We start from the raw sequence: 24,439 nt of genomic DNA on the forward strand, positions 1-24,439 counted from the left end.
TCTCTTCCTTCAGCGCATGCGCCAGAGGATCGGCGCGATGACTGCTGCCCAGCGCAGCAGGCGCTTCGGGCGGATCACCACCACGGCAGCTGCGGCGGCGACGCCGGTCGCCACAGGATGCGCCCGGGCAATCCGCAGTGCGGCGGCTGTGGCCGTTTCGTTCGGCGGAGGTGCTTCGCGCCCAGTGCTCGCCGGTTGCGTCTCGCGGCCGCCCTGCAGGGTCGCGATGCGTTCGCGCTGAAGCGCCATTCGCGCCAGCAATTCCTCGCGCGTGGCCGGCCGCGGGGGACGCGGGGCTTCCTCGTCTTCCGGGTCCTTGCCGAGGCCGAAGCTGTCCTGCACCCAGGCCCAGTCGCGTTCGAACTCCTGGCGTGCCGGAATGAAGCTGTTGGAGGCATTGCGCAGGGTCAACAGCAGACCGGCGGCAGCACCCAACCAGAGAACGATCCACACGCCGGCCACCGACCATGCAGCCGTGATGCGGTACGGTGTTTCCCAGAAATGCACCACCACCGCCATCGACAGCAAGGCCACCGTGACGGTGGTCAGCCCCAGCACGGCCACCACGAGGATGAGCATCAGCTTCAGGCGCTGTTTCTCGTCCTCCCAGGCCATGCGCAGCAGCTGCACCCGGTCTTCGGCCGCCAGTGCGCCTTCGGCAGCAGCAATGCGCAACTGGCGGATGCGACCACTCAGCCCAAACAGGGAAAGCAGCCTCATCGGCGTGCTCCAGCCCCGCTCAGCGAGCGGCGACGAAGGCTCCGGCAGTGCGCGCTTGGATCAGCGCGATCAGCGGCGGCCAAGCAACAGACCCACCAGCACGCCGACGGCCAGTGCGGCGCCTGCGATCTGCCAAGGTTCGTCGTGGGCGTAGGCGTTGGTGGCGGAGGCCGCCTCGCGCGCCTTCTTGGCGGCGAGCTTGCTCTTCTCGGCGGCGAGTTCGCGCGCGATGGCGAGCTTGGTGTCGATGCGTTGGCGCAGCGCCTTGATGTGGGGAACCGAATCCAGATCCTTGCTGGCCAGCACGCCACGCACGTCGCTCGCGATGTCTGCGGCTGCTGCTTCAAGATTGTTGGATGCACTCATTGGAATCTTTCCTCCGTGATGACACCGGCACCGCGCCGGCGGCTTCACGCCAGCATATGGCGTGGTGTCATGTTACAGGCTCGAAAGCCCCTCATGCGCGGCAGGTGTGCAGACTTGTGCGTGCGATGGCTCAGAAGGCGTCGGCCAGCAGCCGGGCAACATGCGCACCGATCGCGAGGCTGCTGGTGAGCCCCGGTGATTCGATGCCGAACAGGTTGACCAGCCCCGGCACGCCATGCGACGCGGGGCCGTCGATCATGAAGTCGGCCGCCGGCTCGCCCGGGCCCGAGATCTTGGGCCGCATGCCGGCGTAGCCCGGGATCAATCCGCCGTCGGGCAACGCAGGCCAGTACTTGCGGACCTCGGCATAGAAACCGTCGCCGCGGGCGGGGTTCACCACGAGGTCGTCGGCCGACTCGACCCACTGCACATCGGGGCCGAACTTAGCTTGGCCGCCGAGGTCGAGCGTCAGGTGAACGCCCAGTCCACCGGGCTCGGGCACCGGGTAGATGAGACGGCTGAAGGGTGCGCGGCCCGACAGGGTGAAGTAGTTTCCCTTGGCGAAATACTCGGTCGGGATTGCCGACGAAGGCAGCCCTTCGAAGCGCCTGGCCAGCGCCGGTGCACGGAGCCCCGCCGCATTGACGACGCTGCGGCAGCGCAGCGTCGTTCCGTCCTTGGCGATCAGAACGATGCCGCGGTCACCGCATTCGGCGCGCGTGACGGGCGACTTCAGTGCCAGCATGCCGCCCGCGTTCTCCAGGTCGCCAAGCAAACTCAGCATGAGCGCGTGGCTGTCGACGATGCCGGTGCTGGGCGAATGCAACGCCGCCGTGCAACGCAGTTGCGGCTCCATCTCTTGCGCCTGCTGCGCGGTGAGCTGCACGAGGTCGTCGACACCGTTGGCCTCGGCTTTCGCGCGGATCGATTCGAGTTGGCCCACCTGCTCGGCAGAGGTCGCCACGATGAGCTTGCCGCAACGCCGATGCGGCACACCGCGCTCCGCTGCATATGCGTAGAGCGCATTCCGCCCTTCCACACACAGCCTCGCCTTGAGCGAGCCTTCGGGGTAATAGATACCGGCATGAATGACTTCGCTGTTGCGCGAACTGGTCCCCGTGCCGATGGCGCCTTCGGCTTCGAGTACCAGCACCTCCCGGCCCGCGAGCGCCAATGCGCGCGCCACTGCCAGCCCCACCACACCACCGCCGATGACGGCGCAATCGAGTTCGTCCATGGCACGAGCTTATCGCGGCTCGCAACCTGCCGAACTCACGACACGGAGGGCGGCGGCTCGGGGTCCGTGGGCTCGTCGGGCGGCGTGCTCGGCCCTTCATCTGGCTCTACGGGCAAATTGGGTGTGACGGGAGTCGGAAGATCGGGATGAGTGGCCATGGTCACCTCCTTTTCCCTCTTTTTACGCCGTTGCCGCGAATGGCCAGCCAGCACGCAGCGGCACCTGGCGTCAGCGCGGGCCGACAGTTCGATCGAGGGCCGCTCCCGACTTCGCCGATTGTGGCCCGCCGGTCCGGAACAACCTAAGGCCGGCAAACGACGGTAAACACAGCCCTCGTCTCCCCAGCCGTGCACAAGGCGACCGTGCGGGAATTCTTCTTCCAGAGGAACTTGCAGTTGGCCAACCCGGTGCCGGCACACGCAAGCATCTCGGGCCTGTTGGCGCACCTCGCGTCGCGCGAGCCGCACTCGTCGGCATCGGGTGCGTGGAACGGTTTCCACCCGGCCTTGATCATTTTTGTCCGCACCGCTCCGTAGTCTTCCCCCTCCTTCAAAGGAGGAAGGCCGTCTGCCGCGAATGCCAACGGACCCAGCATGAGTGCAGCGGTCCAGATCGCCAGGGTTCGGATGAGAACGCCATTCAGGAATTCGGGCATTTCGCTTTTTTCAGGGTGAAGGAACGCAGCAAATATCGCATGCGATTTCCCTGCGCGGCACGCCATACCGCCAGGCAAACGCTACTGTTTAAGATCCGCCTCCGATACCGATTCGGCGTGCATTCAATTTGGATGCACTCACGCTTCAAAAACTGGAGGGAAATCAATGGGCATCAAGGACACGCTTGGGCATGCGCTGCTCGACAACGAGAAGCTTCATTTCAGCAGCACGGAGACACTCACCGCAGAAGAGCAATGGCTGGTCACGCTGAGTGCGCCATTGTCTGCATTCAATGGCGATTTCGTAAATGCCGTGACCACCGGAAAAGACGACGACGCCTTGCGCGAGGGCATTTCGGAAGTCTGGAACGTTCACGACCGGGCGAGCTTCGAGGAAACGGCCCGTTGGCTCAAGGAGGAAGGCCAGCGCTCGACCTATCTGACCACTTGGCAGGCCGTTGCCGCGGTCGATGCGGCGACCCAGAGCACGCCGGCGGTGCTACGGCTGGTCATGGATGCATGGTTTCCCGCGTTCTTCCAGATCAAGGCGCGCAAGAGCCTGGACTACCGCGCGTTGGCGGCGGAGAGCGGGCGGTCGGTGACGGACCTGAGCCAGCTGGTGTCGGGCAGCCCAAGCTGGGTCAATGCCTTGCGCAAGCACTTCAAGGTTTCGCCGCCCCAGATATCCAATCTGGTGGCCTGGGATGCCGTGCGGTTGGCGAGCCTTTCGCGCTGGGCGGTGCAGCTCGGCTTCATCGGGCGCGAGGAATTCGCCGGCTTCGCAGGCGCGCTGAACGCGCAGGTGCGCGAGGCGTATGCCGACTGGTCTCAGGTGAGTGCCGCGTACATTGCCGCCGGCCTGATCTGGCGCTATTCCGACGCGCGCGAGGAACACCTGCTGCGCACGAACCGCATGCTGCTGAGCGACGCCCGCAGCCCCTATCGCAGCGTGCCCTTTCGCTGAAACGGCGGCACCAACGAAAACGGCACCCGAAGGTGCCGTGTCGTGAAATTTTGGTGGGCGGTGGAGGCTTCGAACCTCCGACCCCAGCAGTGTGAATGCTGTGCTCTACCCCTGAGCTAACCGCCCGTGACACAGCGAGTTGCTGTGCCGTGGAATCAATCGCGTTGTCTGCGAAGCCTTCGATTATGCCACAGCATTTCCGCTGTTTTGGCGAAACAGGGTGCGACCGCCGCTGGATTTGTCGAGCTGCGACAACACCGCCTCGTGCGCGGCCAGTTCCTGCTCGCCTGCCGCGATCACTGGCAGCTCGAACTGGCTCAGGTCGACCGCCACCACCGCAGTGCCCTGCGCCGGCTCGTTCGATGCCACGTCGATCAGCAGTGCATCTTGTCCGCGCGTGAGGTTGATGTAGACATCGGCCAGCAGCTGCGCGTCGAGCTTGGCGCCGTGAAAGGTACGGTTCGAGCGATCGACGCCGAAGCGGTCGCACAGCGCATCAAGCGAGTTGCGCTTGCCGGGGTACACCAGCTTCGCCATGGCCAGCGTGTCGGTCACTTCGCCGACGAAGGTTCGCAGCGGCGGCAGCCCCGCGCGCTCGAATTCCTTGTTGAGGAACCCGACGTCGAAAGCCGCGTTATGGATGATGATCTCGGCGCCGCGCAGGTACTCGACGATGTCGTTCGCGAGCGTGGCGAACTTCGGCTTGTCCCGCAGGAAATCGGTCGTGAGGCCATGCACCTTGAGTGCGTCTTCGTGGCTCTCGCGCTCGGGGTTGAAGTAGATGTGCAGGTCGTTGCCAGTGAGCTTGCGGGCGAACAGCTCCACGCAGCCGAGCTCGATGATGCGATCGCCGTTCTCGGCGGAAAGCCCGGTGGTTTCGGTATCGAGGACGATCTGGCGACTCATGCGTGCCCCCAGTCCCGGCACTTCGTGTCCTCGCCGCCCCCCAGGGGGGTGCGAGCTTGCTTGGGGCGGCCCGGCGCTGCGCTCATCAGTGATTTTCCTTGGCGTGGTTGATCGAGTACTTCGGAATCTCGATCGTCACATTCTCCTGCGCCAGGATCGACTGGCAACTCAGGCGCGATTGCGGCTCCAGGCCCCAGGCGCGGTCGAGCAAGTCTTCTTCGCCCTCTTCCGCTTCGTTGAGCGAGTTGAAGCCCTCGCGCACGATCACGTGGCAAGTGGTGCAGGCGCAGCTCATCTCGCAGGCGTGCTCGATGTTGATGTGGTTGTCCAGCAGCGCCTCGCAGATCGAGGTGCCGGCGGGCGCGGTGATCTCGGCGCCTTGCGGGCAGTACTCGGGATGCGGGTAGATCTTGATCGTGGGCATGTTGTTGTTCTAGAGGGATTCGACCTTGCGGCCGGCGAGTGCGCGCGCAATGCCCGCGTTCATTCGTTGGGCAGCGAAGGCTTCGGTATCGTCGGCCAGCTTCTTGGTGGCGGCCTCAATGGCGGCAGCGTCGGTGCTGCCCTTGGCGGCTTCGCGCAGCGCCGACATCGCCGCGTCGATGACGGCGCGCTCGTCTTCGTTCAGCAGGTCGCCGTCGGCATCCAGCGCGCTCTGCGTGGCGAGCAGCATGCGGTCGGCGTCGACGCGCGCCTCGACAAGTGCGCGAGCCTGCATGTCCTGCTGCGCAGTGGAGAAGCTCTCCTGCAGCATGGTCGCGATCTGGTCGTCCGAAAGACCGTACGACGGCTTGACTGCCACGCTGGCTTCGACACCGCTGCCCTGCTCCTTGGCACTGACGCTCAGCAGGCCATCGGCATCGACAGTGAAAGTCACGCGGATGCGCGCCGCGCCGGCCGCCATCGGGGGGATGCCGCGCAGCGTGAAGCGTGCGAGGCTGCGGCAGTCGGACACCAGGTCGCGCTCGCCCTGCACAACGTGCAGCGCAAGGGCCGTCTGGCCATCCTGGTAGGTCGTGAAGTCCTGGGCCATCGCGGTCGGGATGGTCTGGTTGCGCGGCACGATGCGCTCGACCAGCCCACCCATCGTCTCGATGCCGAGCGAGAGAGGGATCACATCGAGCAGCAGCAACTCGCCTGCGCCGTTGTTGCCGGCCAGCTGGTTGGCCTGGATCGCCGCGCCGAGCGCGACGACTTCGTCCGGATTCAGGTTGACCAGCGGCTCGCGGCCGAAGAACGCGGCCACGGCCTCGCGGATCTGCGGCATGCGGGTGGAGCCGCCAACCAGCACGATGCCCTGCAGGTCATCCGCCTTGAGCCTGGCATCGCGCAGCGCCTTGCGGACGGCGGCAATGGTCTTGTCCGTAAGCGGTTTGGTTGCTGCGTCGAAATGCGCGCGCGTCAGGTCGAATCGCGCGGTGGCGCCTGCCACATCGGCGTGGAACGCCACCGCGTCCGCATCGGTCAGCGCCTCTTTCGCAGCGCGTGCGGCCATGAGCACCGCGGCCTTGTCGGCGTCGTTGCCGACTTTCAAGCCGGTTTGCTCGAGCACGAAATCGGCAAGCGCGTGGTCGTAGTCGTCGCCACCGAGCGCCGAATCGCCGCCGGTCGCGATGACCTCGAACACGCCTTGGGTCAATCGCAGGATCGAGATGTCGAAGGTGCCACCGCCGAGGTCGTAGACCGCGTAGACGCCTTCGCTCGCGTTGTCGAGTCCATAGGCGATCGCAGCGGCCGTGGGCTCGCTGATCAGGCGCAGCACGTTGATGCCGGCAAGCTGCGCGGCGTCCTTGGTGGCCTGGCGCTGGCCTTCGTCGAAGTAGGCCGGCACGGTGATGACGGCGCCGTAGAGCTCATCATCGAAGGTGTCTTCGGCGCGGAAACGCAGCGTGGCCAAAATCTCCGCGCTGATCTCGACCGGCGACTTTTCGCCCACCGAGGTCTGCACCTTCACCATGCCGCCCTCGTCGCCGCCAATGCGGTACGACATGGATTCGCGGTTCGCGATGTCGGCAAGGCCACGGCCCATGAGGCGCTTGACCGAGGTGATGGTGTTGGCGGGGTCCTCTGCGCGTGCGGCGAGCGCATCGAAACCGATCTGGCGGCGGTCGCCTTCGAGGTAACGCACGGCCGAAGGCAACAGCACGCGGCCCTGGTCGTCAGGCAGGCACTCGGCCACGCCATTGCGCACCGCGGCCACCAGCGAATGCGTGGTGCCGAGGTCAATGCCCACGGCGATGCGGCGCTGATGCGGATCGGGCGCCTGGCCGGGTTCGGAAATTTGAAGAAGAGCCATCAGGCCTCCCGCCGGGCCGCCCCAAGGGAGGCCTGCGCCCCCTCGGGGGGCAGCGAATACACGAAGTGAGGAGCGTGGGGGTGCATTTCGTTATTGTCCCAACTGATCGAATTTGGCTTCGACGTCCTCGCCGAAGCGCTCAATGAACATGAGGGCTCTCACCTGCTGCGCTGCGGCGGGGTAGTCGCCCTTCTCGTCGATCAGCCAGTCCAGGGACGAAAGCGCACGGGTGCGCGCAACCTCGACCTCGGCCTGCAGCTTCTCGACCGCCGCGATGTCGCGGGCGTCGTCGAGCGCCTCGCGCCACTCCATCTGCTGCATCAGGAACTCGGGCGGCATTGCCGTGTTGTTCTCAGCGTTCAGAGGCGCGTCGTGCAACTCGCAGATGTAGCTGGCGCGGCGGATCGGGTCCTTCAGCCGTTGGTAGGCCTCGTTGATGCGCACCGACCACTGCATGGCCACGCGCTGCGCCGCGGCGCCCTGCGCGGCAAAGCGGTCCGGGTGCGCCTCGCGCTGCAGTTCCTTCCAGCGCGCGTCGAGTGCGGCGCGGTCCTGCGCGAAAGTCGCCGGGACGGCGAACAGTTCAAAGTCGGTGTCGTTCAGGTTCATGGCAAGAAAAAACCGCCAGCACATGACATGGTGGCGGCTGTGGTCGCGGTCAGCGACGACGCATCAGATGCGGAAGCTCTCTCCGCAACCGCAGCGATCGCGCTCGTTGGGGTTGATGAACTTGAAGCCTTCGTTCAGGCCTTCGCGCACGAAGTCGAGCTGCGTGCCATCGATGTAGGCCAGGCTCTTGGGGTCGACCAGCACCTTCACGCCACGGTCTTCGAACACCAGGTCCTCAGGCGCCAGTTCGTCCACGTACTCGAGCTTGTAGGCAAGACCCGAGCAGCCAGTGGTCTTCACGCCCAGCCGCACGCCCACGCCCTTCCCCCGTTTGCCGAGGTAGCGGGTGACGTGGCGCGCAGCGGCTTCGGTCAGCGTGACGGCCATTTCAGTGAACAGCTTCGGCGGCAGACTCGGTGGTCTTGGCGCCGTGCTTGGCCTTGTAGTCGCTCACGGCTGCCTTGATGGCGTCTTCCGCGAGGATGGAGCAGTGGATCTTGACCGGCGGCAACGCCAGTTCTTCGGCAATCTGCGCGTTCTTGAGTGCAGCCGCTTCATCGAGCGTCTTGCCCTTGACCCATTCGGTCACGAGCGACGACGAGGCAATGGCCGAGCCGCAGCCGTAGGTCTTGAAGCGTGCGTCTTCGATCACGCCGGTTTCGGGGTTGACCTTGATCTGCAACTTCATCACGTCGCCGCAGGCCGGCGCGCCGACCATGCCGGTGCCTACCGAATCGTCGCCCTTTTCGAAGGAGCCGACGTTGCGGGGGTTTTCGTAGTGGTCGATGACCTTGGAAGAATATGCCATGGTGTACCTCTCAAACTTTGTTCAATCGTGGAGCCTCGGGGCGGGCCGTTGTCAGTGGGCCGACCACTGGATCGTGCTGATGTCGACGCCGTCCTGGAACATCTCCCAAAGGGGGCTCAACTCGCGCAGCTTCGCGACGTTGTGCTTGATGGTCGAGATGGCGTAGTCGATCTCTTCTTCGGTCGTGAAACGGCCGATGGTCATGCGAAGGCTGCTGTGGGCCAACTCGTCGCTGCGGCCCAGGGCGCGCAGCACATAGCTGGGCTCCAGACTGGCCGAGGTGCAGGCCGAACCCGAAGACACCGCCAAGCCCTTGATGCCCATGATCAACGACTCGCCTTCGACGTAGTTGAAGCTCATGTTCAGGTTGTGCGGCACGCGACGTTCGAGGTCGCCGTTGATGAAGACCTGTTCGACATCCTTCAGGCCATCTAGCAGGCGCTTCTGAAGGCGGGTCGCATGTGCGATGTCGTCCTTCATCTCGAGCTTGGCGATGCGATAGGCCTCGCCCATGCCGACGATCTGGTGCGTGGGCAACGTGCCCGAGCGCATGCCGCGCTCATGGCCACCACCGTGCATCTGCGCTTCGAGGCGAATGCGCGGCTTGCGACGCACGTACAGGGCGCCGATGCCCTTGGGACCATAGGTCTTGTGCGAGGCGAGACTCATCAGATCGATAGGCAACTTCGTGATATCGATCTCGACCTTGCCGGTGGCTTGGGCCGAATCGACATGGAAGATCACGCCTTTTTCGCGGCAGACATTACCCAGCGCGACCACGTCCTGGATCACGCCGATTTCGTTGTTCACGAAGAGCACGCTGGCCAGGATGGTGTCGGGACGGATCGCCGCCTTGAACTTGTCGAGGTCGACCAGGCCGTTTTCCTCGACGTCGAGGTAAGTGACTTCGAAGCCCTGGCGCTCGAGCTCGCGCATGGTGTCGAGCACAGCCTTGTGCTCGGTCTTCAGCGTGATCAGGTGCTTGCCCTTGCCCTTGTAGAACTGGGCCGCGCCCTTGAGCGCGAGATTGATCGACTCGGTGGCGCCCGACGTCCAGACGATCTCGCGGGGGTCCGCATTGATCAGGTCCGCCACTTGGCCGCGCGCCTTCTCGACAGCCTCTTCAGCCTCCCAACCCCATGCGTGACTGCGCGACGCCGGGTTGCCGAAGTGCTCGCGCAACCAGGGAATCATGGCGTCGACCACACGCGGGTCGACCGGCGTGGTCGCGCCGTAATCGAGATAGATCGGGAAATGAGGAGTGACGTCCATGGCTGGCTCGGGCTGGCGTGGGGTTGTTCTTGGATCTGGGCTTCTTCTCTCGCGGCAGTGCCCGAAGGCGCTTGCCGCGACTCAGGGCATCAGGACTTGGCGAAGGCGTTGCCGAGGGCGAACACCGAATTCGGCGCATTGACGCGAATCGGCTTGACCACCGGCTGGGCCGAGATTGCGCGCTTGACGACAGGCTTGTTCTCGATCTGCACGCCCTTGGCGATCTGGTCGTCGACCAGCTTCTGCAGGGTGACGGAATCGAGAAACTCGACCATACGCTGGTTCAGCGAGGCCCAGAGCTCGTGCGTCATGCAACGGCCGGCTTCGCCAAGGCAGTTTTCCTTGCCGCCGCACTGTGTGGCATCGATGGGCTCATCGACGGAAACAATGATGTCGGCCACAGTGATATCCGCAGCCTTACGGCCAAGGCTGTAACCGCCGCCGGGGCCACGGGTCGACTCGACCAATTCGTGACGGCGCAGCTTGCCGAACAACTGCTCGAGATACGACAACGAAATCTGCTGCCGCTGGCTGATTGCAGCCAAGGTGACCGGACCGGTGTTCTGGCGCAGGGCCAGATCGATCATGGCGGTGACCGCAAAACGGCCTTTGGTAGTGAGACGCATCGCAAGCTCCTTCAAGTGCTTACCGTTGAAATGACACCGTGGTTCTGGACCGCGGTGACTTCGTCTCCGCCCTGCCCGACCCTTGATGCTGGTGAACCAGTCGGTAGGAGTCGGTCCTTCATCGCGAAGTTCTAGTTTTTGTTGTTGAGTGTTTCGGTCAAGTATAGCAGAAGGCCCTCAACTCTGCTGGGGTAAACCCCAGCGCCAACCACTTGAAGAACGCGGACTTCCGACCTATGACGGCAAGATCACGATGTTGTCGCCGCCCGACGCCCCGAACGCCTGCTCGCGCAGCAGCGCCAACTGGTCCCGCACCCGCGCCGCCTTCTCGAATTCGAGGTTGCGGGCGTGCTCCAGCATGAGCTTCTCCAGCCGCTTGATTTCCCGCGCGATGTCCTTCTCGCTCATGTCCTCGACCTTGGCACGCTCCAGATCGAGCTTGGCCATTTCCTTGCCTGTCTTCTCGCTGTAGACGCCGTCGATCAGATCGCGCACCTGCTTGACGATGCTGCGCGGTGTGATGCCGTTCGCCTCGTTGTGGGCGATCTGCCGGGCGCGGCGGCGTTCGGTTTCATCGATCGCCTTCTTCATCGAGTCGGTCATCCGGTCCGCGTACAGAATCGCCTTGCCATTGAGGTTCCGCGCCGCACGCCCGATGGTTTGGATCAACGAGCGCTCGGCGCGCAAAAAGCCTTCCTTGTCCGCATCGAGGATCGCCACAAGCGACACCTCGGGAATGTCCAGTCCCTCGCGCAGCAGGTTGATGCCCACCAGCACATCGAAGGTACCCAGCCGCAGATCGCGCAGGATCTCCACTCGCTCGACCGTGTCCACATCGCTGTGCAGGTAGCGCACCTTGACGCCGTTGTCGCCCAGGTAGTCGGTCAGTTGCTCGGCCATGCGCTTGGTCAGCGTGGTGATCAGCACGCGTTCGTTCTTCTCGACACGGATGCGGATCTCGCCCAGGACATCGTCCACCTGATGCGTTGCAGGGCGCACCTCGACTTCGGGATCGATCAGGCCCGTAGGCCGCACCAGCTGCTCGACGACATTGCCCGAATGGTCTTTTTCGTACTGTGCCGGCGTGGCCGAGACGAAGATCGCCTGTCGCACCCGCGTTTCGAACTCCTCGAACTTGAGCGGCCGGTTGTCCATCGCCGAAGGCAGCCGGAAGCCGTACTCGACCAGCGTGGTCTTGCGCGCCCGGTCGCCGCTGTACATGGCGTTGAGCTGGCCGATCATCTGGTGGCTCTCGTCGAGGAACATCAGCGCGTCCTTCGGCAGGTAATCCGTCAGCGTGGCCGGCGGGTCGCCGGGCGCCGCGCCGGAAAGGTGGCGCGAGTAGTTCTCGATGCCCTTGCAGTGGCCGATCTCGGCCAGCATCTCCAGGTCGAAGCGGGTGCGCTGCTCCAGGCGCTGCGCCTCCACGAGCTTGCCTTGCGACACAAAGTCCTTGAGCCGCTCGGCCAGCTCGATCTTGATGGTCTCGACCGCACCCAGCACCTTGTCGCGCGGTGTCACGTAATGGCTCGACGGGTACACCGTAAAGCGAGGAATCTTCTGGCGGATGCGCCCCGTGAGCGGATCGAAGAGCTGCAGCGATTCGATCTCGTCGTCGAACAGCTCGATGCGGATCGCCAACTCGCTGTGCTCTGCCGGAAACACGTCGATGGTGTCTCCACGCACACGGAACGTACCGCGCGCAAAATCCTGCTCGTTGCGCGTGTACTGCATGCGAATCAGCCGGCTGATCACGTCGCGCTGCCCGATCTTGTCGCCCACCCGCATGATGAAACGCATCTGCGTGTAGTCCTCGGGCGTGCCGATGCCGTAGATCGCACTCACCGTGGCCACGATGACCGTATCGCGCCGCTCCAGCACGCTCTTGGTGGCCGACAGGCGCATCTGCTCGATGTGCTCGTTGATCGAGGAGTCCTTCTCGATGAAAAGGTCACGTTGCGGCACATAGGCCTCGGGCTGGTAGTAGTCGTAGTAGCTCACGAAGTACTCGACCGCGTTCTTCGGAAAGAACTCGCGAAACTCGCTGTAGAGCTGCGCCGCCAGCGTCTTGTTGGGCGCAAACACGATGGCCGGCCGGCCCAATCGGGCGATCACGTTGGCCATGGTGAAGGTCTTGCCCGAGCCCGTGACGCCCAGCAGCGTCTGGAACACCTCGCCGTCGATCACGCCATCGACCAGCCCCTGGATTGCCTTGGGCTGGTCGCCGGCCGGCGGATACGGCTGGAAAAGCTCGAACGGGGAGTCGGGGTACTTGATGAATTCGCCCTGCTTGGCCGGACCGATCGGGTCCAGTTTCTTCAGGTCTGCTATGGCTTCGGTGTTCTCTGGCATGGCTGTTCCCGACAGGTGGCGATGGCGCCGGTAAAATTCAAGGCAACCGGAAAGCGTAGCGCAAGTCCGGTTGCCAGCGAAGCTTTCATCCCAAAGGACCTTTCCATGTCTATGTTCACCGCGGTCGAAATGGCACCGCGCGACCCGATCCTCGGCCTCAACGAGCAATTTGCAGCCGATACCAACCCCAACAAGGTCAATCTCGGCGTCGGCGTCTATTACGACGACAACGGCAAGCTGCCCCTGCTCCAGTGCGTGCAGGCAGCCGAGCAGAACATGATGAAAGCGCCCACGGCGCGCGGTTATCTCCCCATCGACGGCATCGTGGCGTACGACAACGCCGTGAAGACGCTGGTTTTCGGCGCCGACAGCGAACCGGTCACCTCGGGCCGCGTGGCCACCATCCAGGCCATCGGCGGTACGGGCGGCCTGAAGGTCGGCGCCGACTTCCTGAAGAAGCTCAACCCCAAGGCCAAGGTGCTGATCAGCGACCCGAGCTGGGAAAACCATCGCGCCCTGTTCACCAACGCGGGCTTCGAGGTCGAAAGCTACCCCTACTACGACGCCGCCAAGCGCGGCATCAACTTCGACGGCATGCTGGCTGCGCTCAACGCGGCGCCCGCGGGCACCGTCGTCGTGCTGCACGCCTGCTGCCACAACCCGACCGGCTACGACATCACGTCCGAGCAGTGGGACCAGGTCGTCGCAGCAGTCAAGGCCAAGGGCCTCGTGCCGTTCCTCGACATGGCCTACCAGGGCTTCGGCTACGGCCTGAAGGAAGATGGCGCGGCCGTCGCCAAGTTCGTCGCTGCCGGCCTCACCTTCTTCGTCTCGACCTCGTTCTCCAAGAGCTTCAGCCTGTACGGCGAACGCGTGGGCGCCCTCTCGGTGCTGTGCGAGAACAAGGAAGAAGCCGGCCGCGTGCTGTCGCAACTGAAGATCGCCATCCGCACCAACTACAGCAACCCGCCCATTCACGGCGGCGCCGTGGTGGCCGCGGTGCTCGGCAACGCCGAACTGCGCGCCCTGTGGGAAAAGGAACTCGGCGAGATGCGCGTGCGCATCAAGGCCATGCGCCAGAAGCTGGTCGACGGCCTGAAGGCCGCGGGCGTGAAGGAAGACATGAGCTTCATCACCACGCAGATCGGCATGTTCAGCTACTCGGGCCTCACCAAGGACCAGATGGTGCGCCTGCGCAATGAGTTCGGCGTGTACGGCACCGACACCGGCCGCATGTGCGTGGCCGCGCTCAACAGCAAGAACATCGACTACGTCTGCGCGTCGATCGCCAAAGTCATCTAGGTGACAGCAAAGTGTGGAGGAATCCGTGTTCCGACGATTCCTTCACACCTTTCGCTAGAAGGGCCCCTGCGACAGGGCCGGACTAGGGGTTAGGCCCCCTGCGTGCCCACAGATGCACTGATATATTGCACCGCAACATTCCACTCCAAGACCAGCGATGCTCTATCAACTCTACGAAGCCCAGCGTTCCCTGATGGAGCCGTTCTCGGACTTCGCGCAAGCGGCCTCCAAGCTGTACGGCCAAGGCGCCGTGTGGGGTCAGTTGCCCATGGCCCAGCGCATGGCCGCGGGATACGACCTGCTCTATCGCCTCGGCAAGGACTACGAGAAGCCCGAGTTCAACATCAAGTCGGTGAAGGTCGATGGCGAAGAGGTCGTCATCCAGGAGGCCGTCGAGCTCGACAAGCCCTTCTGCGAGCTGCGCCGCTTCAAGCGCTTCACCGACGAGCCGCACATCCTCAAGACGCTCAAGAGCCAGCCCGTGGTGCTGATCGTGGCGCCGCTGTCGGGCCACTACGCCACGCTCCTGCGCGACACCGTGCGCACCATGCTGCAGGACCACAAGGTCTACATCACCGACTGGAAGAACGCGCGCCTCGTGCCGATGTCGGAAGGCGAATTCCACCTGGACGACTACATCAACTACGTGCAGGAGTTCATCCGCCGCCTGCAGGCCGAGTACGGCAACTGCCACGTGGTGAGCGTGTGCCAGCCCACCGTGCCGGTGCTGGCGGCCGTGTCGCTCATGGCGAGCCGCAAGGAGCCGCTGCCGCTCACGCTGACGATGATGGGCGGCCCGATCGACGCCCGCAAGTCGCCCACCGCGGTCAACAACCTCGCGATGAACAAGAGCTACGAATGGTTCGAGAACAACGTGATCTACCGCGTGCCGCAGGGCTTTCCGGGTGAAGGCCGCCGCGTGTACCCGGGCTTCCTGCAGCACACCGGCTTCGTGGCGATGAACCCCGACCGCCACGCCTCGAGTCACTACGACTATTTCAAGGACCTGATCAAGGGCGACGACGCCAGCGCCGAGGCGCACCGCAAGTTCTACGACGAGTACAACGCCGTGCTCGACATGGACGCCGATTACTACCTCGACACCATCCGCACCGTGTTCCAGCAGTTCGAACTTGTGAACGGCACCTGGGACGTGAAGAACCCCGAAGGCCTGATCGAGCGGGTGCGTCCGCAGGACATCCGCACGGCCGCGCTGCTGACGGTCGAGGGTGAGCTCGACGACATCTCCGGCTCCGGCCAGACCGAAGCCGCGCACAGCCTGTGCACCGGCGTCGCCGATTCGAAGCGCGAACACTACGAAGTCAAGGGTGCGGGCCACTACGGCATCTTCAGCGGCCGCCGCTGGCGCGAACTGGTCTACCCGAAGCTGTTGAAGTTCATCGCCGCGAACGACCAGCCGCAGAGCCGTGCCGGCGCGCGCGAAAGCCTGGCCGCCGAAGATCGCATCAAGCCGGGCCAGAAGGTCGCGACCGCAGCGGCCAAGAAGTCCCCGGCCGCGAAGAAGGCCAAGGCCGTCGTGGCCGCCCCCGCCAAGAAGCCCGTGGCCGCTGCCAAGAAGCCCCGCGCCAGCACCGCACGCTGAGGCGCGCGCAACCTGAAGTGAACGGACTGGCCGCACGCATCCACGACGCACTGCCGCAAACGCAGTGCACACGGTGCGGCTACCCCGATTGCGCTGGCTATGCGCAAGCCGTGGCCGATGGCGAAGCGGACATCAATCAATGCCCGCCCGGTGGCGCAGAGGGCATCGACCGCCTCTCGCGGCTCACCGGCCGCCCCGCGCTGCCGCTCGATCCGCAGTTCGGCACCGAAGGCCCGCGCGCCATGGCCGTCATCGATGAGGCCTGGTGCATCGGCTGCACGCTCTGCCTCGATGCCTGCCCGACCGATGCCATCGTCGGGATCAACAAACGCATGCACACGGTCGTCGAGGCGCACTGCACAGGCTGCGAACTCTGCATTCCGGTCTGCCCCGTCGATTGCATTTCGCTCGAGGTCGAGACGCCGGGCCGCAGCGGCTGGCAGGCCTGGTCGCAGGCACAGGCCGAAGCCGCACTGCAGCGCTACAAGCTCCATGGTCAGCACCGCGCCGCTGCGAAGCGCGAGACTGAGCCACCCCCTGCCATCGCCGAGCCGCAAGCCGCCGACACGCGCAAACGCTCCATCGTCGAAGCCGCCCTGGCGCGCGCCCGCGCCGCCGCCGAACAACGCGCAAAAACCATCCCAAAGCCATGACACTCGACACCCTGCTGATCTACGTCGTCGCCTCGCTCGCCCTCGCCGTGATTCCCGGCCCCACGATGCTGCTGGCGCTGTCCAACGGCATCGATGGCGGCATGCGGCGCGCGAGCTGGGGCATCGCGGGTGCGTCGCTCGGCAGCATCGCGCTGATCACGGTCGTCGCGCTCGGGCTGGGTTCCCTGCTCGCGGCATCCGAAGTGCTCTTCAACGCGATCCGCGTGGCGGGCGTCGCCTACCTCGTCTGGCTCGGCATCAAGCTCTGGCGCAGCGAGGCGACCGACCTCGGCACGGCGCTGGCCAAGTCTGCTGTCGAGGTTCGTCCGCATGGCCGCGTCGCGCTGATGCGCAGCCTGCTCGTGGCGTTGTCGAACCCGAAGACGGTGTTGTTCTTCGCGGCTTTCCTGCCGCAGTTCATCGACATCACCCAACCGCAGGGCGTGCAATATCTTGTGCTCGGCGCGATCTTCGTGGTGCTCGACACCTGCGTGATGCTGGCCTATGCAGCAGCCGGTACGCAGGCCGTGCGCTGGCTCTCGCGTCGCGGCCTCAAGGTGCTGAACCGCAGTTGCGCGGCCGGCATGTGGCTGCTGGCGGCCACGCTGGCCTTCTGGCGCCGTCCGGGCACCTGAAAGACGTTCAGCTCTTCTTCGGCCGTTTGAAGAGCAACAACAGCACCCCCGCCAGCACGACCACCACCGCGTACCACTCGAAGCGCGTGACCGTCTCGTTGGCGATCCACACGCCCAACAGCATTGCGATCACGGGGTTCACGAAGGTGTAGCTCGCGGCCAGTGCGGCCGGCGCCTTCGCGAGCAGCACCATGTAGGCGTTGAACGCGATCAGCGAGCCGAACACCACCAGGTACAGCCAGGCCCAGACGGCTTCGGGCGCCGGCGGCCACACCAGGCTTTCGCGCGAGACGGCCGCGAGCACCAGCAGCACCACACCGCCGCAGATCATTTCGCTGGCAAAACCCATCGCACCGGGCGCGAGCGGCAGGCTGCGCTGGCTCAACACGCTGCCCATCGACCAGCAGATGCAGGCAATCGAAATCGCCGCCAGCCCCGCAGGCGACGACTGGAAGCCGCTGCCTTGCGTGAGCATCAGCACGCCGATGAGGCCAAGCGCGATGCCCGCCGCCTCCATGCGCGTCGGCTTGATGCCCCAGATCAAGTTGAGCAACGCGATCAGCAGCGGCACCACCGCGATGAAGGCCACCACGAGCCCCGAGCCGATGGTCACCTCCGCATGCGCCGTGCCGCCCATGCCGCCCCCGAGCATCAATGCACCCACGACCAGCGCATTGCGCCACTGCACCATCGAAGGCCATGCAGCGCCACGCCAGCGCATCCAGGCCGCGAGCACCAGCCCCGCGAACAGAAAACGCGACCCCATCTGCAGGAACGGTGGAAAGCTGATCAGCGCGTACTTGATCGCCAGGTAGGTCGAGCCCCAGACCACCCAGGTGGCGGCAAGGCAAAGCCACAGCAAAGGCGGCAGCGCGGGCCGTACGGGACCGGTCGCGGCTTGGGCGGGAGAAACGAGTGTCGGCATATCGAGGTGATTGTTTTATTGGTATCGAAGCGCCGCCCATGGTATGAAAGCCGCCTTCCGGGAACCATGGATATTTCACGGTTCTGCCGCCCCATCACCGTCGATTTAAAGGAGTTCCATGGACTTCACCTTGAACCCCGCGCTGGACGCCCACGACACCCGCATCCTCGCCGAATTGCAGGGCGATGCGCGCCTCACCATGGCCGAACTCGGCCGCCGCGTGCACCTGAGCCAGCCGGCCGTGACCGAGCGCGTGAAGAAGCTGGAGGCCGCGGGCGTCATCAGCGGCTACCGCGCCACCGTCAACCTCGGCAAGCTGGGCTACGGCATCCGCGCCATCATCCGCGTCGGCCGCGCCGACTACGACCTCGTCGTGAAGCTGGTGCAGGACACGCCCGAGTGCGTGAACGCCTACAACGTGACCGGCGAGGACAGCTGGATCCTCGAGATCGCGGTGATCGACGTGAGCCACCTCGACGCGGTGGTCACCAAGTTCTGCATCCTTACCGAGACGGCGACATCGATCATCCTGAACCCGGCACGCGAGCACCAGCCGATGCTGCCGCCACTTCGCTCGGACGTGAGGCCGCCCATCAAGAAGGTGCTGAACGCCTGATAGCCCGAACGGTCAGTGGAGAACCAGGATCAGCGATTCGCGAGTGCGTTGAAGGCGGTCACGACCTCGGGTGGCGCCTGCACCATCTCGATCAGCACGCCCTCGCCCGCGATCGGAAATTCCTCGTTCGCCTTCGGGTGCAGGAAGCAGATGTCGAACCCCGCCGCGCCCTTGCGGATGCCGCCAGGCGCAAAGCGCACGCCCTGCGCGGTAAGCCATTCGACGGCCTTGGGCAGGTCGTCGATCCACAGCCCCACGTGGTTGAGCGGCGTCGCGTGCACCGCGGGTTTCTTCTCGGGGTCCAGCGGCTGCATCAGGTCGACCTCGACCTTGAACGGCCCGCTGCCCATCGCGCAGATGTCCTCGTCGACGTTCTCGCGCTCGCTCTTGAAGGTGCCGGTGACTTCAAGCCCCAGCATGTCGACCCACAGCTTCTGCAGGCGCAGCTTGTCCGGGCCGCCGATGGCGATCTGCTGGATGCCCAGCACCTTGAAGGGACGCGCCGTGGTCGTCATGCGCAGACCTCCACGGGTTCAGTGGTCGTCGTACGGCGCGACTGCAGCCCCAGCTTGCGCAGCAGCTGCACGTCCGCGTCCACGTCGGGATTGCCGGTGACCAGCAGCTTGTCACCGTAGAAGATCGAATTGGCACCCGCCATGAAGCACAGCGCCTGCACCGCATCGCCCATCTGCTGGCGACCGGCCGACAGCCGCACGCGTGCGGTCGGCATCGTGATGCGTGCGACCGCGATCATGCGCACGAAGTCGAAGGGATCGACCGGTTCCGAATCCGCCAGCGGCGTGCCCGGCACGCGCACGAGGCTGTTGATCGGCACCGACTCCGGGTACGGGTTCAGGTTGGCCAGCTGCGCGATCAGCCCGGCGCGGTGCACCGGCTGCTCGCCCATGCCGACGATGCCGCCGCAGCACACGCTGATGCCGGCGCTGCGCACGTTGGCCAGCGTGTCGAGCCGGTCCTGGTAGGTGCGCGTGTCGACGATGTCGGTGTAGTACTCGGGCGCGGTGTCCAGGTTGTGGTTGTAGTAGTCGAGGCCGGCGGCCTTGAGCTGGTGCGCATGGTGCGGCTCCAGCATGCCGAGCGTGGCGCAGGTCTGCATGCCCAGACCCTTCACCGCCTCGACCAGCACGGCGACCTTCTCGACGTCGCGGTCCTTCGGCGCGCGCCATGCGGCGCCCATGCAGAAGCGCGTGGCGCCCGCGTCCTTGGCGGCCTGCGCGGCGCGCACCACCTCGTCGACCTCCATGAGCTTCTGCGCCTTCACGCCGGTGTCGAACTCGGCCGACTGCGGGCAGTAGCCGCAGTTCTCAGGACAGCCACCGGTCTTGACCGACAGCAGCGTTGCCAATTCGATGTCGCCTTCGGGGAAGTGCTGGCGGTGCACCGTCTGCGCCTCGAACAGCAGGTCCATCAGCGGCTTGTCGAGCAGCGCCTGGATCGCCTCGACCGACCACGGGCCTTGGGGCGTCACCGGCTTCGCGGGCCGGTGCAGCGTGATCGTCTGTTGCAGGTCATTGGCACCCATCAATTGAACTCCAGAATGATTTGATCGACCGCGAGCGATTCGCCCTTGCCGGCCGAAATCTTGCCCACCACGCCGTCTTGCGCGGCGAACAGCACGTTTTCCATCTTCATCGCCTCGATGACGGCCAGCTTCTCGCCCGCACGCACCTGCTGCCCCGGCTGCACCGACACCTCGACCAGCAGGCCCGGCATCGGCGACATCAGGAACTTGCTCAGGTCCGGCGGGGCCTTGTAGGGCATCAGTTCGAGCAGGCGCGCACCCAGCGGCGACAGCACCATCGCCTCGATCTGCGTGCCGTCGTGCGACACGCGCAGCGCCAGCGGGTTCTTGCCCGCGCCGCGCTCGACCTGCGCGGTGAAGGGCTTGTCGTTGACCATGCCCTGCACGCGGATCGCGCCGAGCGCGAAGCTGCTGTCGATCTTGTAGGTCTTGCCGCCCACCGCAACTGCGCTCGCACCGGTCTTGCCGTGGAAGTCGGTCACCGACACCGGGTGCTGCACATGCTTGCCCTCCGGACCCAGCTCCACCACCACGAACTGCTCGCCCACCTTCACGCCGTGGCCTTCGAGTTGGCCGCTGATGCCCGAGGCACGCGCGCGATAGCGGCGGTGCACATAGGCCGCGAGCGCGACGAGGAACGACGGATCGGTGTGCGGCACGTCTTCCGCATGGAAGCCCTTGCCGTAGTGCTCGGCGATGAAGCCGGTATTGAAATCGCCCGCCACGAACTTGGGATGCGCGAGCAGCGCCGCCTGGAACGGGATGTTGCTGCTGATGCCTCGGATCACGAAGCCGTTGAGCGCCTCGCGCATGCGGGCGATCGCATGCTGGCGGTCCTTGCCGTGCACGATGAGCTTGGCGATCATCGAGTCGTAGTACATCGGGATCTCTCCGCCGTCGTACACGCCGGTGTCCACGCGCACGCCTTGCAGGTGCCCGGTGTCGCTCGCGAACATGGTCTCGGCGGGCGGCTGGAACTTCACGAGGCGGCCGGTCGAGGGCAGGAAGTTGCGGAACGGGTCTTCGGCGTTGATGCGGCACTCGATGGCCCAACCGTCGCGCTTGACCTCTTCTTGCGTAAGCGGCAGCTTCTCGCCGGCCGCAACGCGAATCATCAGCTCGACGAGGTCCAGCCCCGTGATGCACTCCGTCACCGGGTGCTCCACCTGCAGCCGCGTGTTCATCTCCAGGAAATAGAAGCTCTGGTCCTTGCCGACCACGAACTCCACCGTGCCCGCACTCTGGTAGTTCACGGCCTTGGCCAGTTGCACCGCCTGCGCGCCCATGGCCTTGCGCGTCTCGTCGCTGATGAATGGGGAAGGCGCCTCTTCGATCACCTTCTGGTGCCGCCGCTGGATCGAGCATTCGCGCTCGTTCAGGTAGATCACGTTGCCGTGCGAATCGCCCAGCACCTGGATCTCGATGTGGCGCGGCTCCTCGACGAACTTCTCGATGAACACGCGGTCGTCACCGAAGCTGTTGCGCGCCTCGTTGCGGCACGAAGTGAAGCCCTCGAAGGCTTCCTTGTCGTTGAAGGCCACGCGCAGGCCCTTGCCGCCGCCGCCGGCCGAGGCCTTGATCATCACGGGGTAGCCAATGTCCTTGGCGATCTCTACCGCACGCTCTGCCGTCTCGATGGCGTCGTTCCAGCCCGGAATGGTGTTGACCTTGGCTTCGTTCGCGAGCTTCTTCGAGGCGATCTTGTCGCCCATCGCCGCGATCGAATAGTGTTTCGGGCCGATAAAGGCGATGCCCTCTTCCTCGACCTTGCGCGCAAAGGCTTCGTTCTCCGAGAGGAAGCCGTAACCCGGGTGCACCGCCTCGGCACCGGTCTGCTTGCAGGCCGCGATGATGCGGTCGGCCTGCAGGTAGCTCTCGCGGCTGGGCGCGGCGCCGATGTGCACGGCCTCGTCGGCCAGCTCGACGTGGCGGGCCTCCTTGTCGGCGTCGGAATAGACGGCGACGGTGAGGATGCCCATTTTTTTCGCGGTCTGGATCACGCGGCAGGCGATTTCGCCGCGGTTGGCGATCAGGATTTTCTTGAACATGCTGAATCCGTTTTCTTGTTAGCCGCCCTAGCGGTTGATGAACATCGAGTACACCGGCTGCGGTTGCGAGCGATCGACGAACACGTACGCCGTGCCGTCGGAGCAGAAGTTCGCCACTTCGGCAGTGCCGCCATCGGCCAGGTCGACCCAGTTGTCGATCTGCAGGAACAGGCGACCCGCTGGCATCTGCTGCGCGCCATTGGCCGTCCAGTACGGCACGCCGCCACTCTTCGTGCGCCACGCGCTCGCCCAGTCGTGGGGATAGGCCACCTCTTCGGGCAACTCGGAATGGGCCTGATAGTCGTAGAAGGCCTCTTCCAATTCCGCAGGCGCGCCATCGTCATCGGCACGCCATCCCGTGATCGCGATCTCGCGCAGCAATTCGGGCGGTCCATCGGCGGCGTCGGAAGGCGGCGAAGCCGGGCTATCGGCCAGCGCGGTGCGTTGCACGACGAATGCGGCATTCGCACCCGCATCGTGTTCCCAGAAGCTGCAAATGCTGTCCCACTCGCACTTGAACAGGAACAGCACCTCGCCGCTTGCGAGCGGCAGCGCGTCGCCATCGGCCGGCAACTGTGCGAGGTGGCTCATGGCGCGGTTGCACTCGCTGCAAACAGGCCATAGACGCGCGGGCAGTCCCCAGGGAAGACCACCGAGCTTGGGCACCAGTCCGGGCTCCGCGCCCTCGCGGAACTGAGGGTAGTAGCTACGCATAAAAACTGGCTCAGAGCGGAATGTTCCCGTGCTTGCGCCACGGGTTCTCGAGCTTCTTCTCGCGCAGCATCACCAGCGAACGGCAGATGCGCTTGCGCGTCTCGTGCGGCAGGATCACGTCGTCGATGTAGCCGCGTGCGCCGGCCACGTAGGGGTTGGCAAAGCGGGCCTTGTACTCGGCTTCGCGGGCGGCGAGTTTCTCGGGGTCGTTCTTGTCTTCGCGGAAGATGATTTCCACCGCGCCCTTGGCGCCCATCACCGCGATCTCGGCGCGTGGCCACGCAAGGTTCACGTCGCCGCGCAGGTGCTTGGACGCCATCACGTCGTACGCACCGCCGTAGGCCTTGCGCGTGATGACGGTGATCTTCGGCACCGTGCATTCCGCATACGCGTAGAGCAGCTTGGCGCCGTGCTTGATGATGCCGCCGTACTCCTGCCCGGTGCCGGGCATGAAGCCGGGCACGTCGACGAAGGTGACGACCGGAATGTTGAACGCATCGCAAAAGCGCACGAAGCGCGCCGCCTTGATGCTGCTCTTGATGTCCAGGCACCCCGCCAGCACCAGCGGCTGGTTCGCCACGATACCGACCGTCTGGCCTTCCATGCGCGCGAAGCCGATCACGATGTTCTTCGCGTAGTCGGGCTGCAGCTCGAAGAAGTCGCCGTCGTCCACCACCTTGAGGATCAGCTCCTTGATGTCATAGGGCTTGTTCGGGTTGTCGGGCACCAGCGTGTCCAGCGAGTAGTCGGGACGGTCGGCCGGATCGCCCTGGCCGTTGTTGCCCATGCGCACCGGCGGCTTCTCGCGGTTGTTGAGCGGCAGGTAGTTGTAGAGGCGCCGCAGCATCATCAGCGCCTCGACGTCGTTCTCGAACGCCATGTCGGCCACGCCGCTGCGGGTGGTGTGGGTGACGGCGCCGCCCAGCTCCTCGGCCGTCACGGTTTCGTGCGTCACGGTCTTCACCACCTCGGGGCCGGTGACGAACATGTAGCTGGAGTCCTTCACCATGAAGATGAAGTCGGTCATGGCCGGCGAATACACCGCGCCGCCGGCGCACGGCCCCATGATCATGCTGATCTGCGGCACCACGCCCGAGGCCATCACGTTGCGCTGGAACACGTCGGCATAGCCGCCGAGCGAGGCCACGCCTTCCTGGATGCGCGCGCCGCCCGAATCGTTCAGGCCGATGACCGGTGCGCCGACCTTCATCGCCTGGTCCATCACCTTGCAGATTTTTTCGGCATGCGCTTCGCTGAGCGCGCCGCCGAAGACGGTGAAGTCCTGGCTGTACACGAAGACCAGGCGCCCGTTGATCATTCCGTAGCCGGTGACCACGCCGTCGCCGGGGATCTTCTGCTCGGCCATGCCGAAGTCGACCGAGCGGTGCTCGACGAACATGTCCCACTCTTCGAAGGTGTTGTCGTCGAGCAGGAGTTCGATGCGCTCGCGCGCCGTGAGCTTGCCCTTGGCGTGCTGCGCATCGATGCGCTTTTGCCCGCCGCCCAGACGCGCCTGGGCGCGGCGCTTTTCGAGTTGTTCGATCAGTTCTTGCATGGTGTGCTTCCGAAGCTGTGGTCTTGAATGAGAT

At 64.9% G+C, this 24,439-nt stretch carries 25 protein-coding genes and 1 tRNA gene; 6 read left to right on the forward strand and 20 right to left on the reverse strand.

The window, feature by feature from the left end:
• Positions 1 to 9 precede the first annotated feature (9 nt).
• From J2W23_RS07130 to J2W23_RS07145, 4 genes are all read right to left on the reverse strand, one after another.
• Positions 10 to 720, reverse strand: a complete 711-nt coding sequence (locus J2W23_RS07130) for a phage holin family protein (RefSeq protein ID WP_176656756.1) — start codon at positions 718 to 720, stop codon at positions 10 to 12.
• A 69-nt stretch (positions 721 to 789) separates the two neighbouring features.
• Complete coding sequence (locus tag J2W23_RS07135; protein ID WP_176656755.1) at positions 790 to 1,086, reverse strand: glycine zipper domain-containing protein; 297 nt, start codon at positions 1,084 to 1,086, stop codon at positions 790 to 792.
• A 130-nt stretch (positions 1,087 to 1,216) separates the two neighbouring features.
• A complete protein-coding gene (locus J2W23_RS07140) occupies positions 1,217 to 2,323 on the reverse strand; it encodes an NAD(P)/FAD-dependent oxidoreductase (protein ID WP_307648201.1) in 1,107 nt (368 codons plus the stop codon).
• Between the two features lie 301 nt (positions 2,324 to 2,624).
• Positions 2,625 to 2,978 carry a hypothetical protein gene (locus J2W23_RS07145; protein WP_307648202.1) on the reverse strand — a complete coding sequence of 118 codons (354 nt, stop codon included), beginning with the start codon at positions 2,976 to 2,978 and terminating at the stop codon, positions 2,625 to 2,627.
• 166 nt (positions 2,979 to 3,144) lie between these two features.
• Here J2W23_RS07145 and J2W23_RS07150 point away from each other — a divergent pair, with 166 nt between their 5' ends.
• Complete coding sequence (locus tag J2W23_RS07150) at positions 3,145 to 3,942, forward strand: DUF1266 domain-containing protein (protein ID WP_307648203.1); 798 nt, start codon at positions 3,145 to 3,147, stop codon at positions 3,940 to 3,942.
• A gap of 51 nt (positions 3,943 to 3,993) precedes the next feature.
• Here J2W23_RS07150 and J2W23_RS07155 read toward each other — a convergent pair.
• From J2W23_RS07155 to uvrB, 10 genes are all read right to left on the reverse strand, one after another.
• Positions 3,994 to 4,068, reverse strand: a tRNA-Val gene (locus J2W23_RS07155).
• Between the two features lie 57 nt (positions 4,069 to 4,125).
• Entirely contained in the window at positions 4,126 to 4,848 is a 723-nt protein-coding gene (gene dnaQ / locus J2W23_RS07160; protein ID WP_176656751.1) for a DNA polymerase III subunit epsilon, read from the reverse strand.
• 85 nt (positions 4,849 to 4,933) lie between these two features.
• On the reverse strand, positions 4,934 to 5,272 hold the full coding sequence (fdx, locus tag J2W23_RS07165; protein WP_013542153.1) for an ISC system 2Fe-2S type ferredoxin: 339 nt from the start codon (positions 5,270 to 5,272) through the stop codon (positions 4,934 to 4,936).
• A 9-nt stretch (positions 5,273 to 5,281) separates the two neighbouring features.
• A complete protein-coding gene (gene hscA / locus J2W23_RS07170; protein WP_307648204.1) occupies positions 5,282 to 7,144 on the reverse strand; it encodes a Fe-S protein assembly chaperone HscA in 1,863 nt (620 codons plus the stop codon).
• A 90-nt stretch (positions 7,145 to 7,234) separates the two neighbouring features.
• The gene (gene hscB / locus J2W23_RS07175; protein ID WP_176656749.1) at positions 7,235 to 7,753 is read right to left on the reverse strand and encodes a Fe-S protein assembly co-chaperone HscB; all 519 of its coding nucleotides are present in this window, start codon (positions 7,751 to 7,753) and stop codon (positions 7,235 to 7,237) included.
• A 63-nt stretch (positions 7,754 to 7,816) separates the two neighbouring features.
• Complete coding sequence (gene iscA / locus J2W23_RS07180) at positions 7,817 to 8,140, reverse strand: iron-sulfur cluster assembly protein IscA (protein WP_307648205.1); 324 nt, start codon at positions 8,138 to 8,140, stop codon at positions 7,817 to 7,819.
• 1 nt (position 8,141) lies between these two features.
• The gene (gene iscU, locus J2W23_RS07185; protein WP_176656748.1) at positions 8,142 to 8,561 is read right to left on the reverse strand and encodes a Fe-S cluster assembly scaffold IscU; all 420 of its coding nucleotides are present in this window, start codon (positions 8,559 to 8,561) and stop codon (positions 8,142 to 8,144) included.
• A gap of 51 nt (positions 8,562 to 8,612) precedes the next feature.
• A complete protein-coding gene (locus J2W23_RS07190) occupies positions 8,613 to 9,833 on the reverse strand; it encodes an IscS subfamily cysteine desulfurase (protein ID WP_176656747.1) in 1,221 nt (406 codons plus the stop codon).
• Positions 9,834 to 9,922: 89 nt separating this feature from the next.
• On the reverse strand, positions 9,923 to 10,459 hold the full coding sequence (gene iscR, locus J2W23_RS07195) for a Fe-S cluster assembly transcriptional regulator IscR (RefSeq protein WP_007828186.1): 537 nt from the start codon (positions 10,457 to 10,459) through the stop codon (positions 9,923 to 9,925).
• A gap of 234 nt (positions 10,460 to 10,693) precedes the next feature.
• A complete protein-coding gene (uvrB, locus tag J2W23_RS07200) occupies positions 10,694 to 12,811 on the reverse strand; it encodes an excinuclease ABC subunit UvrB (protein WP_307648206.1) in 2,118 nt (705 codons plus the stop codon).
• 105 nt (positions 12,812 to 12,916) lie between these two features.
• Between uvrB and J2W23_RS07205 the strand changes: the two genes are divergently transcribed.
• The 4 genes from J2W23_RS07205 to J2W23_RS07220 all read left to right on the forward strand — a co-directional run bounded on the left by J2W23_RS07205 (position 12,917) and on the right by J2W23_RS07220 (position 17,004).
• Positions 12,917 to 14,113: an amino acid aminotransferase gene (locus J2W23_RS07205; protein ID WP_176656746.1), complete on the forward strand. Its 1,197-nt coding sequence runs from the start codon at positions 12,917 to 12,919 to the stop codon at positions 14,111 to 14,113.
• A gap of 157 nt (positions 14,114 to 14,270) precedes the next feature.
• Positions 14,271 to 15,716, forward strand: coding sequence for a polyhydroxyalkanoate depolymerase (locus J2W23_RS07210; RefSeq protein WP_307648207.1), 1,446 nt, complete (start codon positions 14,271 to 14,273; stop codon positions 15,714 to 15,716).
• Positions 15,717 to 15,733: 17 nt separating this feature from the next.
• Positions 15,734 to 16,369: an RnfABCDGE type electron transport complex subunit B gene (locus tag J2W23_RS07215; protein ID WP_307648208.1), complete on the forward strand. Its 636-nt coding sequence runs from the start codon at positions 15,734 to 15,736 to the stop codon at positions 16,367 to 16,369.
• Positions 16,366 to 17,004: a LysE family translocator gene (locus J2W23_RS07220; RefSeq protein ID WP_307648209.1), complete on the forward strand. Its 639-nt coding sequence runs from the start codon at positions 16,366 to 16,368 to the stop codon at positions 17,002 to 17,004. The genes J2W23_RS07215 and J2W23_RS07220 overlap by 4 nt, the downstream gene beginning before the upstream one ends.
• Before the next feature lie 7 nt (positions 17,005 to 17,011).
• Here J2W23_RS07220 and yedA read toward each other — a convergent pair whose 3' ends face one another.
• Complete coding sequence (gene yedA, locus J2W23_RS07225) at positions 17,012 to 17,929, reverse strand: drug/metabolite exporter YedA (RefSeq protein ID WP_307648210.1); 918 nt, start codon at positions 17,927 to 17,929, stop codon at positions 17,012 to 17,014.
• 118 nt (positions 17,930 to 18,047) lie between these two features.
• Between yedA and J2W23_RS07230 the strand changes: the two genes are divergently transcribed.
• Positions 18,048 to 18,545, forward strand: a complete 498-nt coding sequence (locus J2W23_RS07230) for an Lrp/AsnC family transcriptional regulator (protein WP_176656741.1) — start codon at positions 18,048 to 18,050, stop codon at positions 18,543 to 18,545.
• 29 nt (positions 18,546 to 18,574) lie between these two features.
• On the opposite strand, the gene J2W23_RS07235 is transcribed toward J2W23_RS07230, so the two are convergent.
• The 5 genes from J2W23_RS07235 to J2W23_RS07255 form a co-directional block, all read right to left on the reverse strand.
• Positions 18,575 to 19,060, reverse strand: a complete 486-nt coding sequence (locus tag J2W23_RS07235; RefSeq protein ID WP_176656740.1) for a VOC family protein — start codon at positions 19,058 to 19,060, stop codon at positions 18,575 to 18,577.
• Positions 19,057 to 20,088: a biotin synthase BioB gene (gene bioB / locus J2W23_RS07240; RefSeq protein ID WP_307648211.1), complete on the reverse strand. Its 1,032-nt coding sequence runs from the start codon at positions 20,086 to 20,088 to the stop codon at positions 19,057 to 19,059. Before bioB ends, J2W23_RS07235 begins: the two co-directional genes overlap by 4 nt.
• On the reverse strand, positions 20,088 to 22,136 hold the full coding sequence (gene accC / locus J2W23_RS07245; RefSeq protein WP_307648212.1) for an acetyl-CoA carboxylase biotin carboxylase subunit: 2,049 nt from the start codon (positions 22,134 to 22,136) through the stop codon (positions 20,088 to 20,090). Before accC ends, bioB begins: the two co-directional genes overlap by 1 nt.
• Positions 22,137 to 22,163: 27 nt before the next feature.
• The gene (locus J2W23_RS07250; protein WP_307648213.1) at positions 22,164 to 22,727 is read right to left on the reverse strand and encodes a hypothetical protein; all 564 of its coding nucleotides are present in this window, start codon (positions 22,725 to 22,727) and stop codon (positions 22,164 to 22,166) included.
• A gap of 133 nt (positions 22,728 to 22,860) precedes the next feature.
• Positions 22,861 to 24,405, reverse strand: coding sequence for an acyl-CoA carboxylase subunit beta (locus J2W23_RS07255; RefSeq protein ID WP_176656736.1), 1,545 nt, complete (start codon positions 24,403 to 24,405; stop codon positions 22,861 to 22,863).
• Positions 24,406 to 24,439 lie beyond the last annotated feature (34 nt).

The sequence above is a fragment of the Variovorax boronicumulans genome, from assembly GCF_030812215.1.
In the GTDB taxonomy this organism is placed as follows: domain Bacteria; phylum Pseudomonadota; class Gammaproteobacteria; order Burkholderiales; family Burkholderiaceae_C; genus Variovorax; species Variovorax boronicumulans_C.

Bases quoted from the DNA above. Each gene is read 5' to 3' on its own strand.
- hscA (WP_307648204.1), bottom strand. From the start codon at position 7,144: ATGGCTCTTCTTCAAATTTCCGAACCCGGCCAGGCGCCCGATCCGCAT.
- J2W23_RS07140 (WP_307648201.1), bottom strand. From the start codon at position 2,323: ATGGACGAACTCGATTGCGCCGTCATCGGCGGTGGTGTGGTGGGGCTG.
- J2W23_RS07190 (WP_176656747.1), bottom strand. From the start codon at position 9,833: ATGGACGTCACTCCTCATTTCCCGATCTATCTCGATTACGGCGCGACC.
- J2W23_RS07205 (WP_176656746.1), top strand. From the start codon at position 12,917: ATGTCTATGTTCACCGCGGTCGAAATGGCACCGCGCGACCCGATCCTC.
- iscA (WP_307648205.1), bottom strand. From the start codon at position 8,140: ATGGCCGTCACGCTGACCGAAGCCGCTGCGCGCCACGTCACCCGCTAC.
- iscU (WP_176656748.1), bottom strand. From the start codon at position 8,561: ATGGCATATTCTTCCAAGGTCATCGACCACTACGAAAACCCCCGCAAC.
- yedA (WP_307648210.1), bottom strand. From the start codon at position 17,929: ATGCCGACACTCGTTTCTCCCGCCCAAGCCGCGACCGGTCCCGTACGG.
- J2W23_RS07255 (WP_176656736.1), bottom strand. From the start codon at position 24,405: ATGCAAGAACTGATCGAACAACTCGAAAAGCGCCGCGCCCAGGCGCGT.
- accC (WP_307648212.1), bottom strand. From the start codon at position 22,136: ATGTTCAAGAAAATCCTGATCGCCAACCGCGGCGAAATCGCCTGCCGC.
- J2W23_RS07250 (WP_307648213.1), bottom strand. From the start codon at position 22,727: ATGAGCCACCTCGCACAGTTGCCGGCCGATGGCGACGCGCTGCCGCTC.
- J2W23_RS07220 (WP_307648209.1), top strand. From the start codon at position 16,366: ATGACACTCGACACCCTGCTGATCTACGTCGTCGCCTCGCTCGCCCTC.
- bioB (WP_307648211.1), bottom strand. From the start codon at position 20,088: ATGGGTGCCAATGACCTGCAACAGACGATCACGCTGCACCGGCCCGCG.
- J2W23_RS07210 (WP_307648207.1), top strand. From the start codon at position 14,271: ATGCTCTATCAACTCTACGAAGCCCAGCGTTCCCTGATGGAGCCGTTC.
- J2W23_RS07130 (WP_176656756.1), bottom strand. From the start codon at position 720: ATGAGGCTGCTTTCCCTGTTTGGGCTGAGTGGTCGCATCCGCCAGTTG.
- fdx (WP_013542153.1), bottom strand. From the start codon at position 5,272: ATGCCCACGATCAAGATCTACCCGCATCCCGAGTACTGCCCGCAAGGC.
- J2W23_RS07150 (WP_307648203.1), top strand. From the start codon at position 3,145: ATGGGCATCAAGGACACGCTTGGGCATGCGCTGCTCGACAACGAGAAG.
- hscB (WP_176656749.1), bottom strand. From the start codon at position 7,753: ATGAACCTGAACGACACCGACTTTGAACTGTTCGCCGTCCCGGCGACT.
- J2W23_RS07235 (WP_176656740.1), bottom strand. From the start codon at position 19,060: ATGACGACCACGGCGCGTCCCTTCAAGGTGCTGGGCATCCAGCAGATC.
- iscR (WP_007828186.1), bottom strand. From the start codon at position 10,459: ATGCGTCTCACTACCAAAGGCCGTTTTGCGGTCACCGCCATGATCGAT.
- uvrB (WP_307648206.1), bottom strand. From the start codon at position 12,811: ATGCCAGAGAACACCGAAGCCATAGCAGACCTGAAGAAACTGGACCCG.
- J2W23_RS07230 (WP_176656741.1), top strand. From the start codon at position 18,048: ATGGACTTCACCTTGAACCCCGCGCTGGACGCCCACGACACCCGCATC.
- J2W23_RS07145 (WP_307648202.1), bottom strand. From the start codon at position 2,978: ATGCCCGAATTCCTGAATGGCGTTCTCATCCGAACCCTGGCGATCTGG.
- dnaQ (WP_176656751.1), bottom strand. From the start codon at position 4,848: ATGAGTCGCCAGATCGTCCTCGATACCGAAACCACCGGGCTTTCCGCC.
- J2W23_RS07135 (WP_176656755.1), bottom strand. From the start codon at position 1,086: ATGAGTGCATCCAACAATCTTGAAGCAGCAGCCGCAGACATCGCGAGC.